The sequence below is a fragment of the Paenibacillus sp. FSL P2-0121 genome (assembly GCF_037975345.1).
GTDB lineage: Bacteria > Bacillota > Bacilli > Paenibacillales > Paenibacillaceae > Paenibacillus_AQ > Paenibacillus_AQ odorifer.
In genome coordinates, this window is sequence record NZ_CP150245.1 from 4,475,780 (window position 1) to 4,493,299 (window position 17,520).

The following is a 17,520-nucleotide window of genomic DNA, read 5'->3' on the forward strand; positions in this document are numbered from 1 at the left end:
CTTGGTATGTGCAAGTGTTATTGGATCAAACGAAGCAAAGTAGGGATGCCCAACAGCCACCTTTAGCTTATTAGGACACCCCTGTGAAGTTTATTACGTTACTCGCTCTAACCAATAAATTCTTGAACCCACTCGCTGTTATAGTAACCTATTCCAATTTCTGTGAAGCTGCTATTCAGGATGTTGGCACGATGACCAGGACTGTTCATCCATTGGTTCATTACTTCTTCTGCGCTCGACTGACCTTTGGCGATATTTTCCCCTGCTGAATTGTATGAGATCCCGAATGCTTTCATCATATCAAACGGAGATCCATACGTAGGAGACTGATGGTCAAAATAGTTATTGTCATACATATCCTGCGCTTTAGCCAAAGCCATTTTCGAAAGTTCGCTATTTAAGCTAAGAGGCTTCAAGCCTGCATTCGTTCTTTCTTTATTCACCAGATCCAATACTTGCTGTACCGATTGGGATGTATTGGTGGATGGTTGTGGATTTGCAGACTTCTGTGGGACAGCAGAATGTTGCGGATTTGCAGAATATTGTGGTTTCGCCGATTGCTGCGGATACGTTGTTTGATCTGTTGTGCTTCCTGTAGGTGGATTGGTACGGATGAACCCATCCAGCCATTTCGTTACATCGCCAGGAACTTGTTTAGTCTTAATTGTTGTATTCCCTGCATTCTCCGTGGAAATGGAAGATGCTTGCGTTAAAGTTGAACTTGAGGTAGTTTTACGAGCATGATTGTCAACCTTCGTTTGTTGAGTTGTCATTTGGTTGTTGGCCGAGTTATTACCCGAACAAGCAGTAACGAGTAATAGCGCTACTATTACGATAAATGGTTTAATTAGAACCCCTCCTGATTTGGCAAAGTAGTGACTTAATCGAATAAAGTTTTTGTAAAGTACCCCTGATTTATTCATCTCTAATTCAAAAATATAAAAAGCAAAAAAGTCCACTCGCAACATGGTTGCTGTGGACTTAATCTTAGTGGATATTTTAGATGCGTCGATATAGTTACATTTATAGTAATTTATAGAATTTTTTACTAATTAATGTTATGCTTTGTTAAGATCATAAAGTATAACATCAAATAAGTTTTGGACAAACAAGCTTATAGAAATAAGCAGGCTTTGTTAGGTAAATAGATACTTTTAGATTACTTAATGTAATGTGATTGCAAAATTATTACAAGGAGTGATCATGCTATGTTAGAAGGTATCTCGATAAAACAAGTCTCCATTTATTGTCCTGAAAGAGTGATTAACAACCAATATTTTATTGACCATTTTCAAAAGCAAGGTATAGATATTAAGCGGATTCTTAAAAAGACAGGCAGAAAAAAACGCCATGTTATTGAAGGAACGAAGGAGAACTCGTTGACGATGGCGATTAATGCCGCTCAACAGGCAATTGATGCTGCATCATTGAATTCTGCAGATATAGACCTGATTCTTTTTTCCAGCTCAACTCCGGAATATTTATCACCTACGAATTCATTGCTTATTCACAAAGCTATCAAAGGTAAAGATGATACGCTTTGCTATGACTTAAATGGTAATTGTATAGGAATGTTTATTGCGGTTGAACAGGCTGCTCGTACTTTATACGATGATCCTGATAGAGATAGAGCGTTGGTTATCGGTTCGGATTTTTTAAATTTATGGGCTGATCCTTCACATCCAATAACATATTCAATTTTTGGCGATGCCGCCGTAGCCCTCATTTTAGAAAAAGATCATTCAGAGAGTGGATTAATTGACGTAAGGTATCTTTCGGACAGCCGTTTTACAGAAGAAATTGTGTACCCCGCTCAAGGATTAGCTAAGTCTTTGCGTGATGGGGCTGAACACCGCTACTTACACTGGGGGAGATTCAGCGGAATAGACAGTGTACGATTTGCGGAAGCATCTATTGTTGAATTATTGAACAAACATCACCTAACATTCGAGGATATACAAGTTTTTTGTTTTTCACAATTTACATTGGCTAATATTAAATTACTTCAAGCTAAGCTGAACCTGGATCAACATAAAATTATTTATGTGGCCGACGAATATGGCTATACAGGCACAAGCAGTCCCTTTCTGGCCTTATATTGTGCTATTGAACATGGTTTGATCAAACGTGGCGACAACTTATTATTTTGGACATTGGGGTCAGGTTATCAAGCCGGTTCAATGTTATGGCGTTATTGACATGGGGCTCCATTTATTCATCCTATCACTATCGAAACTCCACAATACACTAACAACAATCCCATAAGTATATTAAATTGACTTCTATATTTAGATATCATTTTTTTGAAAAGAGAACCACATAAACACCAACTAAAAGTGCCCATAAAACCGATGAAAGCTAAGACTATAGAGTAACTCAATAAGTTAAAATAGGAAGAATGAGAGGTAAGATTAAATGTAGATGTAACTGTGATTCCATATAATATCCCTTTAGGATTAATAAATTGTAAAAGCATACCCGCAATAAAACTGTTGTGTTTATCGCCACTTCCATCACTTTCTTGATGTTTACTTGTAATAATTTTAAATGCTAAATAAAACATGTAGACTCCGCCTATCACAGCCATAATAGATTCAATCTTAGGGATAAAATTGATCAGAAGTATATTAAAATAGCAACATAACAATATAATCACGAAAAAACCTGTGCCCACTCCTAAACAAAATCTCATTGTTTTTCGTAAACCAAACTGGTTTGCAAAAGTCATTGCCATAATGTTATTGGGTCCCGGAGTAAAGCTAGCCACAAATGCATATAAAAACAAAGAAACAATCACTGAATTCCACCTCGTTGTATGTTATAATGTATTTATCAGACGCTATAACGTCCTTATGTGCGTTTTATTGTATATCCTGGTCGTTATAAAGTAAATAGGAATAGGAGAATTACCGTGGAAGAGATAAATCAAATCATTGCGGAGAATATAAAAAAGATTAGAAGAAGTAAAGATTTAAGCCTGGAAAAGGTGGCAGAATTAACAGGAGTAAGCAAAACAATGATTGGTCAAATCGAAAGAGGCGAATCGGCACCTACCATTACAACCATTTGGAAGATCGCCAATGGATTAAAAACTTCATTTTCTGCGCTGATAGATTATCCAAAACCTGACACAAGATTAATATTAAGAAATGAAATTCAACCATTGCTTGAAGACAACGGAAAATATCGGGTATATCCCTCTTTCCCATTTGATGAAAGCAAACGATTTGAGGGTTATACAGTGGAGTTAGACGAAGGTGGATACCTTGATGCCAATCCACATATGGAAGGAACTGAAGAATTAATCACTGTATTTGATGGTGAATTGTCTTTGCGTGTCAATGATAATGAATATCTATTAAAATCTGGTGATTCTATCACGTTTAACGCAGACAAACCCCATGTATATTATAATCCAGGACAATCATTGACCCGTTTAAGCATGATCTTATATTATTCTAGTTAGCAAAAAAACCAAGGTTCTTAAACCTTGGGATCAAATCTTACTATGATAACCTGCGGAGATAACGCTCAGCCTCCCCATTATGAACCGTCCAGCATTAACTTATAAACCTTACCGTCTTTTGCATATTCATTATTAAAAAGCAGGGCATCCCCTTCTCTTTTCAGGAATTTCAGATTGTCTCCAAAAAAAGGAAGGTCGTTTGTTTCGGCATATTTTTGCTGCTCTACGTCAAGAAGTGCCTTGTACAACAATGTTTTGGCACCTGTTTTACGATCTATCATCATGAGGAAACCTTGCTGATTGGACCGAATCAGCAGAAAATCTTGGTTCTCCGTAAACATCTGTTACGGTCAGATAGATTAGGCCTTTCGGCGTCTTCTGAAAATCGAACTGAACAGCATCGAATAACTGCGAACCAAGGTTCGTTAGCAAACGAGTTTGTCCTGCGGAATCTGTTAGATATAAACCCCCTGTTTTTTTATCCACTGTATAAGTAGATCCAGCAAATTGTGCGCTGGCACTAGCATAGTTCAATAGCCCAGTTGCTGTATATATCCTCTTCGTCGCATCCCAGCTGACCGTTGTTCCTCCTAATGAATTTACAAGAAAACGGGCAGGTACATAGAGTTGACCATTAATTTCAAAAGGAACACCTTCTACACTTACCAATTTACCATCAAGGACCCCCTGTTTACTTCCAATACGAACGGCTATCTTTTTTCCCCATCCAGTAAACTCCGCTCTTTGATGCGATTTATCCCATACAACCTTAAGTCCTGCCGCTTCCCAGTGACTGGCTGAAACATAAGTAATCCCATCCTTTACTAGTGCAGCGCTCGTACCTTTCCCGCCTCCATCCATAATGAAAGTGAAGTAAGCGGGCAATGCCGCATTCGCAACTGGAGCAGCAAGCAATGATGCAACAAGTATTGGAGCTAGCAACCATCTTTTATCCATATCTTGATCAACCTCCATGTTAGAAAATCATAAATTCTTCATAGGGTATAGACGCAGTTTAATTCCAAATGTTCCTATAAGTTAACAATAATAGTAAATTCTAAGTTCAAAGTCTCTCCTTCTATTATTCCTCTCAATCTGCCTCTTTTTCTCTCATTTCGTTGTTCCCCCAAGAATCTGTGAAAATTTTCTCATATATTGATAGGGAGGTTGGCGCCAATCCTTAAACAAAATAATTGAAAGAAGGCAATTACAATGGCTTTAGGTTGTGATACAGCTACAAATGTAACAGCAGCAAGATTAACTACACTTAAAAATAATAAATTCACATTCGTTTGCCGATATTTGAATCGCGTCGAAGGATACCAGGATGGTCTCACCTCAGCTGAGATTACACGGATTTCAGATGGGGGATTATATATCATATCCCTTTATCAAATCAGCAAATCGCTCGATCATTTTACGAAAGCCAATGGGATTAAAGATGCTGAAACGGCTGTAGGATTAGCAAGTGATTTGGGACAAACCAGCAGCACTCCGATTTATTTTGCGATAGACCGCGATATGACCTCTACCGAAATCACAAACAATATAGTACCTTATTTTCAAGGCATAAAATCAGTGCTAGACAGCAGTACTAAAAATTCCAAAGGCTATAAAATGGGTATCTACGGATCACGAGCAGTCTGCTCTCATATTCGAGGCACTAATTCCGCCACAACACGTTACACCTTCATCGTAGATAATGACTGGCAGGGAACCTTCGAGGATTGGAACCTGCGACAATATAATTTCAACACTGAGGTAGGAACAAGCACTGGCAAAATCAACGTAGACTATGTAGAGTCCTCCTCACATAGCGGTGGAGGCTGGAAAAAGTAATTTATTCCACTTTTATCGGTGACGAGGCGTCGTACGAAAGCAGATTATGATAGATTCAAATAAAGTCTCGTTATTATAAAAATAGTAAAAAGACAACCAGGCATGGATTATCCGATTAATGGAGAAGCTCTGCCTGGTGTTTTTGGTTTGTAGCGGTTTGTTTAAGCAGATATTCATAAATCGTAGCTATCCGACTTTAATGTCTTCTTTGGGCAACCCTCGGAGAAAAATCCATAGAATTTTCCAATGTCCAGCCGAATTACGATCGAGCATCCATTCCACACTGACAGCAACTCGCTTTCCTCACTGATAGCAGCTTGCTTTCTTCACTGACAGCAGCTTGCTTCCGCTATCCTCTCCCCGTATATTTTATCGCTGTAACTTTATGCAACCTATGAGATAACTGCACTTTATACACTTATTTCGTCTGTAAAAGGCTAACTTCTCACTTTAACTGTATTCTATACAATTAAAAATCACAGTTATCAGCTTTAGCGGCAAAAAACTAAAAAATAGCTGTACAAAATACAACTATCTTCATGAGCGAGTTTTTCGAGCGAAAATAGCTGTACAAAATACAATTAAAAGCCGCTACATATTAAATTCGTCCGCTCTCCATATAAAAAAGGGGCGAGATCTTTGTAGATCACCCCCTGCTCCACTTGCTCCTATTTAGAATCGCCTATTTGATCATATGCTGGATCATACGTCCACTTCAGGCCGTTGTCCTTACTCGACAGATAGATGGTACCTACAGTGTTGCCCTCTTTGCTGAGCAGAATAGGATACAATCCTTCTTTTCCAATAAAAATAGGTGAAAGCGGCGTTTTTTGATATTCATTAAAGGTTTCCGGAAGGGATACCACGAGCTTTTCCCATGACTGTCCCTTATCTTTGGTCCAATAAATAACAGGCCCATTATCTTCATAATATCTGAACCCTAAGAATCCGATATCCTTGTTAGAAAACCCTGCCCCGGCTAAACTTTCCGCGTATAAATCGTTAGGATTTCCAAGCTCCGTCCATGTCTTCCCGCCGTCAGAGGTCTGGTATACATAATTTAATGAGCGTCCCACACCTGCAGAACCTCCGGAGACGATCCATCCATTTTGTTTGTCAGTAAACCCGATGAACTTGGCGTCATAACCCTTGGCACCTGCAATGTTGTAGTTATTCCACGATTTCCCCATGTCATCACTGATTAATACATGTAGAGGGGATTCTTTACCATCCGCAAATCCATATACAATTGCAGTTTTATCCTCGGAGATATAAAATCCGGTATCCGCTCTCCCCATCCCCATTTCTGTTCCAGTCGTATCAAGTTTTAAAGGCGTTTGCGCTTGGATCTCCCCTTTCCGATAGGAGACAGAGACATTACCATCCTCGTCCATGGAATACGCATTCCCAGCGTCATGCACAACAACTTGTTCGCCACTAGAGCTGTAGGAATAAATAGTACCTGGTTTGAGCGCCGCCGTATCTGTAGATTGGCCGGTTAGGTTGGTACAGGCTGCTAGCACTGCTGTTACACTAACCACCATTAAGACCGCAAGAAATGCGCCTACTCCATTTCGTTTTTCTTTCATATTTAAAATACTGCCAAATCGCTGCTTCATCGAGTGTTTTCCTCCTGCAAAATTCGTTGATAAAGCTACATGCCGTGTAGCATTACTTTGCATTACCGATAAAATGGCTTCGCAGTATTTCTTTCGATATGCCGCATTTTGCTTACGTACAACGGTGTCATCACAATAAATTTCAATTTCGCGGACAGCTTCGCGTGCCATGAACCAGACCAATGGATTAAACCAATGCAGTGCCTGCACAATCAGTAGCAGTAGCTTATATATGATGTCATGCCTTTTGTAATGGACCAGCTCATGTTTTAAGATAAACTCCAGCTCTTCGTCACTATATTGATCATGCGGCAAGAATAGTGTTGGCTTGTAAAAACCCATTAGCATCGGATTCGGAACTTTACTGCTTATCAGAACCGCAATGGTGGTTGTTACATGCATTTCTTTAGCGACTTGTTTGAGCTTGGAGAACATATCCTCTCTCTGAAGAGGGCTGCTCCAACGTAACACCTGTTTCCTGAAAAAGAAATAACTCAGCAAATGATACCCTAAAAAAAGCACAGCGCCAGTAACCCAGATGTAAGCTAAAATATTAATTATAGAAGGGATATGGCTTACATCCCCTGTCTGGACCGGCTGAGAGATTACTGGCGTATCCGCCTGCAAATTCTGGGACACTGAGCTTTGAAAGACAGTTGCTATGGCCTGACCTTCGGGTAGCTGAATCGCCACGGGAGGATTGGTAAAGGAAAAGTTGAACGGCAACAATAACCGCAGGGTTAGGATCAACCATATCCAATAGCTCAACTTAGCCGAATAATGTTTTCTTAACAAGGGAGTTAATGTGATTAAGCCGATAATAACTAAACTAAGGGTCACAGAAATAACCAGAAAATCTGTAAAAAGACCTGTTATCATCAGGATTCCTCCTTATCTACTCTATCGAGCATTTCCCGCAACTCAGCAAGATCGCTTTTATCAATCGCCTTCCCGTTGTATAAGGACATCACCATATCCTGCACAGAGTTGCCAAAAAGCTTTTCAAGGGTAGACTTCCCTTCGCTCTCTTTATAATCTGTCTCAGAAATTGCAGCGAGATAACGGTTGCTCCGCCCTTCTTTTTCGCAAGATAGAAAGCCCTTTTCAACCAGCCGTGACAGCACTGTCATCAAAGTTGCAAGCGCCCACTTACGTTTGTCCCCCAGTTGATTCAAAATATAAGAGGAGCTAACCCAACTCTCGGCTCGCCAAATCACCAGCATAATTTCCAGTTCAGCATCTGGCAAGCGTTTGATTTTGTTATTCATCCATATTTCTCCTTATTATACATTTGTGTAATACCTTCATTATACAAACGTGTAATTAAAAAGCAAGCACATTATTTCTAAAATATGTATACATTCTTAGACGTTTATTATTTTAATAAAGGTTTCACAAGTCCAGTAGCAAATAATAAATAGAACCCTAGGAATTTTTATAAGATTCCAACAATGAGATAACCAACACACACTCAGCTGAAATTTATAACTATTTTGGAAACTAAGTGATTGGTCTGAATTATTCTTAAGTAAGGAGGCAGGTTATGAAAAAATTTAGTATTCTATCATTTTCACTGATAATTTTACTAATTTTATTATTTGTATTAGTCAGACCCACGCAAAAGATCGTAAGTGTCAATCTTGCATCCGAAACAACAGAAATTACTTATACTGACCGTGAAAGCCTTCAAATCTTCGAAGATGCTATAAGAACTGTAAAAAAAGTACGCGGGTCTGTTGATGTGGGTGAACCGACTTATCGAATGACTGTTACTTACGCTAATTCAAAGGTGGCCGGATTCAGCCTTTATATGGATTTTAAAACGAAAGATGGTTTCCTGATTAAAGCTAGCAATAGCGAAAAGATGCTGGATTTAAGAAATAAGAATTCGGTTGAGCTAGCTGATCTGTTAAGTAAAGAAAAGGAAGATTAAAATTTGGAAACTCAATCTAAAAATAGGCATGGTCATCATACAAATGTAAAAACAAGCCATCCTTTAGTACTAACTAAGGATGGCTTGTTCGTAATTATATTATTTTCCTGCGCTTCAGATATACTGTCCCGCTCCGCTCAGAGCGCTGCAATTCTCTGCTGGATGCGTGGGAATAATGCAAAGGCATTCTCATAAAATACTTTCTCGTGGTGCTGCTCAGGCACAAGCCGGCGGACGAACTCCGCATACAGGTCAATAGGCGCGAGTGGCCAATCGGTACCGAACAACATTTTTTCATAGTGATCAGAGTACACCAACGCCCGGCGAAAATGATCCATAAACAGGGGTTCATTCATGAACCGCTCAAAATGAGGCCGGTCACCAACAACGAGACCAGACAAATCGGCATAGACGTTCGGATTCTTGGCGACCACTTCGGCAGCATCCATCACCCATGGATCGCCTAGATGGCAGATCATAAAGTTCACGTCGCGCCGTTGGAACGCCAGTTCGTCCACGGTAAGCGGATGCGCATACTTAAGCAATCCATTCATCGAATACGTATCCCCGGTATGAATAACCACAGGCGTGCCGTACTTGGCGGCCAGCTCATAGATCGGCGAGTAGATTTTGTCATAAACGTAATGATGATAGTACCCGGCATAGAGCTTAATACCAGCTACCTCAGGAGCTTGCAGCCGTGCCTCAATTCGGTCCAGCTCATCCAAAGCATCCTTTCCTCCGAGCATATTCGGATTAATGCCCACGCATTCCATTAAGAATGGCGGCACACTGGCTTCCAAGTCGAGACCCATCGGATTGGGAGAGGCAGAGTCAGGGAAGGCTCCCTTCGTCTGCTCCGTGACCCCCATACCAATGCCGAGAACAACGTCGTTCTTGTCAAACTCCGCTTTGAGCCCAGCAGCTGTGTAATCAACTTTGGAGAGGTCCAGTGCTGTCTGATGAAAGCTATCGATGTCCGACAGATGAATGTGAATATCAATGATTGGCATTTATAGTCTCCTTTTTGTCAGAAGCACTAGCAAAGGTCACCTTCATAAGATTACGAACTGCCTCTGGATCCAGAGCGAGCTCTCCCATGATCATGAAGGTCGGCTGTGTCCAAGCGGTTTCTCCGTTCAGAAGTAGTAGATGGTGATTCACACCATATGTGAATACCTTATTGTTCACGTAAGACATAGCTCTCTGATTAGGATAACTATGCACCACATGCAGCATGTCTTTACGCGAAGTTGCACCGATTCGGATAAGCCCCTTGGATTCCAGATGGGCTTCGACCTTCCCGATAGGGAAGTTGCCTTCCTCTGGGAGCTCCATCCAGCCTTCCGAATAGATTGGTGAAGGCTTAAAGTAACTATCCTCGGATAGCGAATAATGCGGCAGCGTCATTCCACTTTCATTGGTTACTGAAATCAACACACAGAGCACAGGAACTCCGGGCAGCATGAGGTAATGCTGATTGATCGTAATCCCCCGGTTTGCTTCCTGCTTCTCCATCAAAGTGGTCAGTCTCAATCCCTTCCAGACGTTGCCGTGATCATCCATCTGCTCCGTCCAAGCTGCGCTTCTTGGCTCCTGCAACCGGCTAAATCCGCCTATGCCAGAAATACCCACACCGAGTCCACCATGCCAAGGATTCCACCAGGAACGTGGTTCAGCTTTCGGAAAGGTGCTGTCCAGCCACTCTTCTCCTTGGTGCTTCAAGGAATGCACAACGCTGCCGAAATCAGGAGCAGCTGCAATAGATAGAACTCCGTTGCTCACTGTGTAAATGGGACCCGCAGGTCCTTCTTCTATCCCACAAACAACGCTTGTTTCCGTTTGTGGAAACCAGAGGCCTGTTCGCTCTTGAATGCGATCCTCACCACGATAGACGACCCGGACCTTACGGCCAGATTCGTTGTGTTCTGGTGATTCTGTATCCTCAGTAGAGAGTTCAAAACCAGCGGAGTGCAAATTTTGTCCTCTTTGCAACTCCATCTCAGCGACACTTCGCTCCTCTTCTCCATCAGCCTGTACATACAATTCAAGGCTTCCATCAAGCGGTGTCATCTTTCGTTCGATTAGCTCGGAATGAAGTGCCCCTGCCGCAAAAGGATTTCCACCGCCGAGCGTTAGCTCAAGATGGTCATCCAACACCGGTATGACCGAATTCTGCTGTTTTAGGGCAAAGGCGCGGAATTCCGACCACTTAAGGAAGGTGTTAAGAGCAAACACCATAGTTTTTGTCCGTACGACATCTCCAGCGGAGATTCGGCCAAGATTATGCTCCAGCCCAAGCGGGTATTCCGGACGAAGCAATTTTAGCGAAGGATCCCAGCAGATTCCGCATGTGACGTTCTCTTCCTTGCAGAACAACCAGTTCTCCGTAATTTGTGCACTGTCCCAAAGACTTGGATCGCCTGAGTAAGCATCGCCCATGTCCACGTATTGGCCCTGATATGGCAAGATGAGCTGTTTACCGAAAAAGCCGAAATTCGTCAACAGATACATGTCTTCTTCCAGGATATCACTATTGGTATTGCAGACCTCACTATAAAACTCAGCGATTCCGTTGGCAAACAGCTTAGCCACTCTTTTTATCTCAAGACCCGGGAATTCTTCCGACTCGTAAAGAGATTCGAGAACCTGACTCTCCCCTTCAGAATAGATCTTTACTTCTTTGGCCTGTTTCTTAGAGAATTCTTCTGCGAATGGCTTGCCTAACTTCGGATGGGTCAACCAGAAATTATGGCTCGAGCCGGGATATTCAATCCACATTCCATTGTCGGTATTATTAAGATGAATAGAGTAGGCGCCATTCACCGCCACCCACTGATCCCCGTTTTCCCCACCAAAGCGGCCATGCGTTCCCTTCATTAGAACGGATAGCTTGCTGATAAAGGTGACTGCCTTCTCTCCAACCGGAACGGCCGTTACCTCAATAGCCTGTGAATAAAGACCGTATGAATTTAGGGTAAAGGGTACTTGAATAGAAGCCTTACTCTTAGCTGGAACAGTAAAGCTTACTGTACGATCCGCCCACATCAGGAATTCGTCTTCGGGCAAATCAAAAGAAAATTCTGCTTCTGCAGCAAAATTATTCTCCACATTAAGGTACAGTTCCGAAGGAAGACCCAGATACAGTTCCCGGTGTGGCAGCGCTATCTTCATTTTTAGTGGGAATTTAGGAGCAACGCCAATGCGGAATTCAGCACGCTTGCCACCGATGATCCACTTGCTAAAAACAACAGGGTGTGTCTTCTTATCATTTTGCTCTTCCCGAACCGAATCAAGCTCAAAATCACCTTCCACGATAACCGTTTCACCTGGTGCTAATGTTCGCGCAGCAGATAGAGCAAACCGGATATTTTTATCGTTCTGGCCTTCGATCTCAATGGCCAGCTCAGACGTCGAACGATTCTTGATGCGATAGCGAATCTTGTAGGTCGAACCAAACACAAGATCATGATCATCAATTTCCGTAGAGATTTCATAGTCTGGTGTATCAAGAGCGGTCAGACCGCGGCCAGTCTTCTCGAATTCCGCCCGCAAGGAGAGTTCTCCCTTTTGCCAAGTGTAATCAAAGAAATCAAAGCCACGCTCCTGGCGGCCATCTGGCTGGATGGGGAGTTCACGGGTACTGTCTGCATACCAATCCAGTTCTTCAAAATAAGGAGCAAGTGCTTCCGTTTGCAGTACTGTTGGAATGAAGTTCATCAGATGGACGTAATCTTCATTTTTCTCCCAAAAAAATCCGCATTTCTTATACATTGGTACGGCTTTCGTATTACCTGCCCAAGTGAACAGATCAAGACGTGGCCAGCCCGCTTCTATTGTTTGGCGAACAGCGTTCAGAATCAGATTGCGGCCAACCTTGTATCCGTGATAATCGGGACGTACATTCAATAGCGGGACATACAAAGCCCCTTCATCTTGACGGTAGTGGGCGAAGCTGCAGAAGCCGACTACCTCTTTGCCATCAACGGCAAGAAAGGCATTAAGATTGGACGAGATCTCCATCTCACGGCGCACACTGTCCTCAGTTCTTTGATTGGTGCCTCCGCCCCAGCTTTCGTTGCTGCGGTTCCACATTTCTGCGACCGCCCCAGCATAAGAAGAATCGTATTCGATAATGCGGATTTGTTCCGCTGTAGTTTTTACAGTCATGTCTTCATCTCCTTATTCCTCAAAAAAATATGAGTATGTATTCGTATACAGTTATTCTGGATAACCTCTCTACAACATATTGAAATAACTCCTACGAGTTCTTATTATACTATTAACTGGAAGCTCAATACGAGGTAAAAAACTCTTTCTCCTTATTTTCTACATAAACTCACTGCCAGCAGAAAGCTACAAAAAAAGCTGTCGAGTCACCCTCGACAGCCTGAAGCTGCTATTAGGAGCAGCCTTTCTTCTTTAACAACTCTCCACACGATCCGCCGCTCTTTTCTTCATATTAGCGAGACCTACAATACATATCAACAGTACGCAGATAGAATAAGGAAGCGCCATATTAACGGTGTATAAGGCCGTACCTATAACTGGCCCTATGAATGACCCGCCACCTTGCAGGGCCGCAATAAAGGAAGCAACGCTTCTTTGCTCATGGTCTTGAACCGCCATTGAAGCACCCGCACTGTAGCCGAGCAGTGTAAAGCCGATGCCAATACCCAAGAATGTAAAGTCTACATACGCAAATCTGATGAACAATAACAATCCCAGCAAGCCTAAGGCAACAAATAAGAGTCCTACGAGCAGCACTTTTTTAGGATGCCATTTGAGATACTTACTGATTACAATTTGCGAGAGCACTACCATTATTCCCGAGATCGCCAGCCCCATTCCAATTAACTGAGTGGCTTGCTGAGTACTGTAACCCAAGCTATCCTGCACAAAAAATCCGATAGTAACCTGCACGATATTCAGAGCAAACGAAAGCAAAAGTCCAATCCATAAATAGAGGCGTATACGTCGATCATTGGGGGAAAGTGAAATCGCCTGCCGCTCAATCTCAATATTCTTTTCTTTAGGAATAAACACCAGAAACAATATAGCCAAGGTGAACAATAAAATAGCTGCCGCGTACATTGGTGAGGTCAGGCCCAGTGAAGCCATTCCTCCACTCATTGCGGGTCCTACTACGAAACCAAGACCGTTGGCCGCTCCGAATAATGCCATTCCTTGTGTACGGGTTTCTTTTGTACTCCAGCCCATAACATAAGCTTGTGCTAATGCCGGAATTCCTCCAAAGAAAAAGCCAGCGATTGCGCGAAGTAAAAAGAAACTCCAAAACAGACTCTCTTTACTCTGTGCATTTACTGCATAATCAGCCAATAGTGCAAAAATGATGAGTGTCGCCATATAGACGAACATAATCGAAGCAAGCAGCCACTTTCGGCTCATAAACGTTTGTTTTTCCCAGAAATATCCTCCGAGTAGCCAACATAACCCCGCCACCGATACTAAACATCCTGATTGAATATCACTCAGCCCCAAATTTCGTGCAAGCGGACCAATAATCGGATTAAAAGCAGCTATTGAGATCATTCCTGTAAGTACGATTAGAAACATAATACCCCGTCTGTATTTCATAAAATTCCCTTCTCCTCTCAAGTAAACCAGAAACAATATACGATTCGTCATAATCGCTGTGTTTATGGTACTATGCATGGAAGTCAGGCCTCTACCTCTTGGCGGATTACTTTACTGGTTAGCGGGATTTATAGTAGAACAAACAAAAAAACCTGCTCTTAAGAGCAGGGTTATAGATGTTAATCCACCGTCCCAACATTCTCCAAGTGTAATGAGCTTTCGGAGCTGACGCCTGCTTCCGTACTCAGAGTAGTAAGTGCTTGTTTTAGATCCTCTTTATTCACATAGACATACGGACTCTTCCAAAGAGATTCCACATGTAAGGAATTAATATGCTCTGGTTTAAGTTTAGGAAAGTTGAATAACCACTGCTGCAGATCTGCTTGAGGAATATCCGTCTTCACATTTTCACCAATGATATCCAATACATTTCCCCATTGGGACACGCCTTGGAAATTTCCTAGCTTATCCAGAATCTGCTTGATTACTTGCTGCTGCCGATCATTGCGCTGGAAATCGGAGGATTCAGCCGTTCCTTGATTCGATTTACGGTACCGCACAAAATCAAGAACTTGTTGGCCATCCAGCTTTTGCAAGCCTTTCTTTAAATCGATGTGTGTACCATCTGCCGTATCGGTATATTTCATATCCATATCTACATCTATAGTCAGTCCGCCAAGCAAATCCACGGTCTCCTGCAACACATCAAAATTCACCACAACCATGTGATCAATCGGCAGACCGAGCAAATTGCTGAAAAACTCTTTTGTATTCGGAATAGCCTCTGTTTTGTCTTTTATGTAATGATAAGCATAATAATAATTGGCTTTACGGGAAGGTAACGATTTAGGTTTTAGCAACAAATCCCTGGGTAAAGATAAGAAACTTGTTGATTTCGTGTCCGGATTGAAGCTGACAAGCATCAGAACATCAGTATTCATTACCCCACCGCCACCGTCCCGGCTATCTACCCCGGCAAGCAGAAAAATCATAGGTTCAACCGATACCGTCTCCTTTTTTTCCTCTGGAGCAGCAGTGGGTTGGATGGTGACTGGAGCTGCCATACGCTGTATCGCATCATCCGTCTTTTTGTATAAATACCCTGCATATACTCCAATCCCTATAATAGTTGCGCCTAAGACAAGACCAATGCTCGTCAGAATTTTACGGGTTGTTGTCCACTTGCGTTTGTTAGACATAATTTCCTCCACTCAGTTCCAATAGCTTATTCAATCAGCGCTTTCATCCTTATGAACTTTAACACTTAGCACTATGCCAATCGCTATCATATTAGTTAGCAACGAGCTGCCTCCATAACTAATAAAAGGTAATGAAATCCCCGTTAGGGGCAGTAACCCAATATGCATCCCAAGATTAACGGAAACTTGAAAGATGAACATAGCGATAAACCCGGTGACAATATAGGTACCCGCACGGTCCCTACTATCCAGCGCAATAAAGATCATTCGGTACACGAGCAGCAAATAAAGCATCAGCAGCACGGATGAACCTATAAAACCGTATTTCCCCCCGATGACTACATAGATCGAATCGGAATACGCATATGGAATATATCCTTTTCGCAAAAAAATACCTTCACTGCCCGATAATCCTCCGGAGCCAATGGCTATCATTGCGTTTTTCACATGCCAAGACTTATCTGGATCGCTCTGCGGGTCCAAAAAAGCTTGGATTCGTGACAGTTGATGGGGCTCGACAATCTTGGATAACAGGTCGAAGTTAGCATAATACAGCCATAATATCGTGCCGATCGAAATAATCACAACACCAAGGATCAGAATCATATATAGAGCACGGATGTTACCAATCCACAGCATACTAAGTAATATGCCAGCAAATACGAGTGCTGTACCCAAATCGGGCTGATCCATTATTAAAATGAAAGGAATTAAAAAAACGAAACAGACCGGCACTAAATCTTGAAAAAATCGCAGCCGCTGGCCCTCTCGTGTACCTAATAGATGAGCAATGAGCAGCACCGTACATATTTTAGCCAGCTCGGAGGGCTGAAGCTGAAAGCTCCCAATACTTAACCAACGCACAGCACCATTGAGGTTTTCTCCAACCAGCTTGACTAGTACTAGTAAACCTATGCCCACGCCATAAAAGAGATAGGCTAACCTGCCTAATAGAATCTTATAATCTACCAAAGCAATGAATAACATGGGTAGGCAAAATAAAGCAAATAAATACAAATAACTTATGTAAAGACCGTCTAACCGCGTATCCGTAGTCGCTTCATAAATAGCAACAGTACCCATGCCAACTAAGCAGGTGGTGAGAAAAAGTACGGATCTGTCCAGCTTTGCAATTTTGGTAGAGATAAGCATTTACAACCTCTATTTAATTTCTGTAGTTTTCTTGTTGTGTAGGGGATATATACATGAAAATGGGCATTATAAATAATCCGCTGAGCACTTTTACTTCTTTTTTCTCAATGAAGCGCTGCGGATGATTAGGTTAAATGATTACCTCAGATCATATTTGCCCTGATACGCCTTCTTCGATAACAGCTTAAGTTTATCTTCACTTAGCGTATAAATATCCATACCATTACCTGCCTCACCCAATGACCAGCCCAGTGCAAGCTCGTTATGGCCATCTTCATCAACATCAAAGAATCCGGCATAATCTAGACCATACCCAAACCCCTCAACCTCGGAAATCTTCTGCCAAGCTTCATTTTCCTGCCTCAACAACATTGCTTTTATAGTGTATCCTTTGTTTTTACTGTACTCATACACAACTACAGCTTCGTCGATTCCGTCTCCATCCATATCGCCAAAGGAGATGGCATTATCTTCTTGTCCCTTCATCGGAGTTATCAATTGAGCTTTGTCTGGAAGCCACTTAATAAATTCCTGGCTCGTTTTGTCTCGCTGCAGATTTGCTTCTGATGATGGAGGTTTAATCAGCTCTCCGGGTGTCGCCGGGACTCCGCATCCTCCGAGCAAAAATAAAGTTGTCAACAGGGTACCTATTTTTATGAATTTGCTCGGCATTTGGATCATCGACTCCTCGCTTGTCCGCATATATAGTATTTT

General features: G+C 42.1%; 16 protein-coding genes. 4 read left to right on the top strand and 12 right to left on the bottom strand.

Annotated features, from left to right (window positions below; translation table 11 throughout):
• Positions 1-107: 107 nt before the first annotated feature.
• Positions 108-773 (bottom strand): CAP domain-containing protein, encoded by a 666-nt coding sequence (locus tag MKY54_RS19850; protein WP_081391877.1) that lies wholly within the window; start codon positions 771-773, stop codon positions 108-110.
• Positions 774-1,208: 435 nt separating this feature from the next.
• On the opposite strand from MKY54_RS19850, the gene MKY54_RS19855 reads away from it, so the two are divergent.
• Positions 1,209-2,198 carry a ketoacyl-ACP synthase III gene (locus tag MKY54_RS19855; RefSeq protein WP_339187637.1) on the top strand — a complete coding sequence of 330 codons (990 nt, stop codon included), beginning with the start codon at positions 1,209-1,211 and terminating at the stop codon, positions 2,196-2,198.
• 17 nt (positions 2,199-2,215) lie between these two features.
• Here the strand turns inward: MKY54_RS19855 and MKY54_RS19860 are convergent, their stop codons facing one another.
• On the bottom strand, positions 2,216-2,797 hold the full coding sequence (locus MKY54_RS19860; RefSeq protein ID WP_339187639.1) for a LysE family transporter: 582 nt from the start codon (positions 2,795-2,797) through the stop codon (positions 2,216-2,218).
• 114 nt (positions 2,798-2,911) lie between these two features.
• Between MKY54_RS19860 and MKY54_RS19865 the strand changes: the two genes are divergently transcribed.
• Positions 2,912-3,466, top strand: a complete 555-nt coding sequence (locus MKY54_RS19865) for an XRE family transcriptional regulator (protein WP_339187641.1) — start codon at positions 2,912-2,914, stop codon at positions 3,464-3,466.
• A gap of 77 nt (positions 3,467-3,543) precedes the next feature.
• On the opposite strand, the gene MKY54_RS19870 is transcribed toward MKY54_RS19865, so the two are convergent.
• Complete coding sequence (locus MKY54_RS19870) at positions 3,544-3,747, bottom strand: hypothetical protein (RefSeq protein WP_076304548.1); 204 nt, start codon at positions 3,745-3,747, stop codon at positions 3,544-3,546.
• Positions 3,734-4,423 carry a copper amine oxidase N-terminal domain-containing protein gene (locus tag MKY54_RS19875; RefSeq protein ID WP_076190699.1) on the bottom strand — a complete coding sequence of 230 codons (690 nt, stop codon included), beginning with the start codon at positions 4,421-4,423 and terminating at the stop codon, positions 3,734-3,736. Before MKY54_RS19875 ends, MKY54_RS19870 begins: the two co-directional genes overlap by 14 nt.
• A gap of 255 nt (positions 4,424-4,678) precedes the next feature.
• On the opposite strand from MKY54_RS19875, the gene MKY54_RS19880 reads away from it, so the two are divergent.
• Complete coding sequence (locus tag MKY54_RS19880; protein ID WP_076127258.1) at positions 4,679-5,305, top strand: glycoside hydrolase domain-containing protein; 627 nt, start codon at positions 4,679-4,681, stop codon at positions 5,303-5,305.
• Positions 5,306-5,973: 668 nt separating this feature from the next.
• On the opposite strand, the gene MKY54_RS19885 is transcribed toward MKY54_RS19880, so the two are convergent.
• Both MKY54_RS19885 and MKY54_RS19890 read right to left on the bottom strand, forming a co-directional pair.
• A complete protein-coding gene (locus tag MKY54_RS19885; RefSeq protein WP_076127260.1) occupies positions 5,974-7,803 on the bottom strand; it encodes a M56 family metallopeptidase in 1,830 nt (609 codons plus the stop codon).
• Positions 7,803-8,192 carry a BlaI/MecI/CopY family transcriptional regulator gene (locus MKY54_RS19890; RefSeq protein ID WP_036688814.1) on the bottom strand — a complete coding sequence of 130 codons (390 nt, stop codon included), beginning with the start codon at positions 8,190-8,192 and terminating at the stop codon, positions 7,803-7,805. The genes MKY54_RS19885 and MKY54_RS19890 overlap by 1 nt, the downstream gene beginning before the upstream one ends.
• A 275-nt stretch (positions 8,193-8,467) precedes the next feature.
• Here MKY54_RS19890 and MKY54_RS19895 point away from each other — a divergent pair, with 275 nt between their 5' ends.
• Entirely contained in the window at positions 8,468-8,857 is a 390-nt protein-coding gene (locus tag MKY54_RS19895) for a hypothetical protein (protein WP_076127262.1), read from the top strand.
• A gap of 137 nt (positions 8,858-8,994) precedes the next feature.
• Here the strand turns inward: MKY54_RS19895 and MKY54_RS19900 are convergent, their stop codons facing one another.
• The 6 genes from MKY54_RS19900 to MKY54_RS19925 all read right to left on the bottom strand — a co-directional run bounded on the left by MKY54_RS19900 (position 8,995) and on the right by MKY54_RS19925 (position 17,508).
• On the bottom strand, positions 8,995-9,870 hold the full coding sequence (locus tag MKY54_RS19900) for an amidohydrolase family protein (RefSeq protein WP_076104960.1): 876 nt from the start codon (positions 9,868-9,870) through the stop codon (positions 8,995-8,997).
• Positions 9,857-13,027, bottom strand: coding sequence for a GNAT family N-acetyltransferase (locus tag MKY54_RS19905; RefSeq protein WP_076127265.1), 3,171 nt, complete (start codon positions 13,025-13,027; stop codon positions 9,857-9,859). Before MKY54_RS19905 ends, MKY54_RS19900 begins: the two co-directional genes overlap by 14 nt.
• Positions 13,028-13,279: 252 nt before the next feature.
• Positions 13,280-14,455, bottom strand: a complete 1,176-nt coding sequence (locus MKY54_RS19910) for an MFS transporter (RefSeq protein ID WP_076127267.1) — start codon at positions 14,453-14,455, stop codon at positions 13,280-13,282.
• Between the two features lie 179 nt (positions 14,456-14,634).
• Positions 14,635-15,654, bottom strand: a complete 1,020-nt coding sequence (locus MKY54_RS19915; protein ID WP_076218415.1) for an LCP family protein — start codon at positions 15,652-15,654, stop codon at positions 14,635-14,637.
• A gap of 30 nt (positions 15,655-15,684) precedes the next feature.
• Positions 15,685-16,806, bottom strand: a complete 1,122-nt coding sequence (locus MKY54_RS19920; protein WP_076278706.1) for an FtsW/RodA/SpoVE family cell cycle protein — start codon at positions 16,804-16,806, stop codon at positions 15,685-15,687.
• Positions 16,807-16,944: 138 nt separating this feature from the next.
• Complete coding sequence (locus MKY54_RS19925; protein ID WP_339187646.1) at positions 16,945-17,508, bottom strand: hypothetical protein; 564 nt, start codon at positions 17,506-17,508, stop codon at positions 16,945-16,947.
• Positions 17,509-17,520 lie beyond the last annotated feature (12 nt).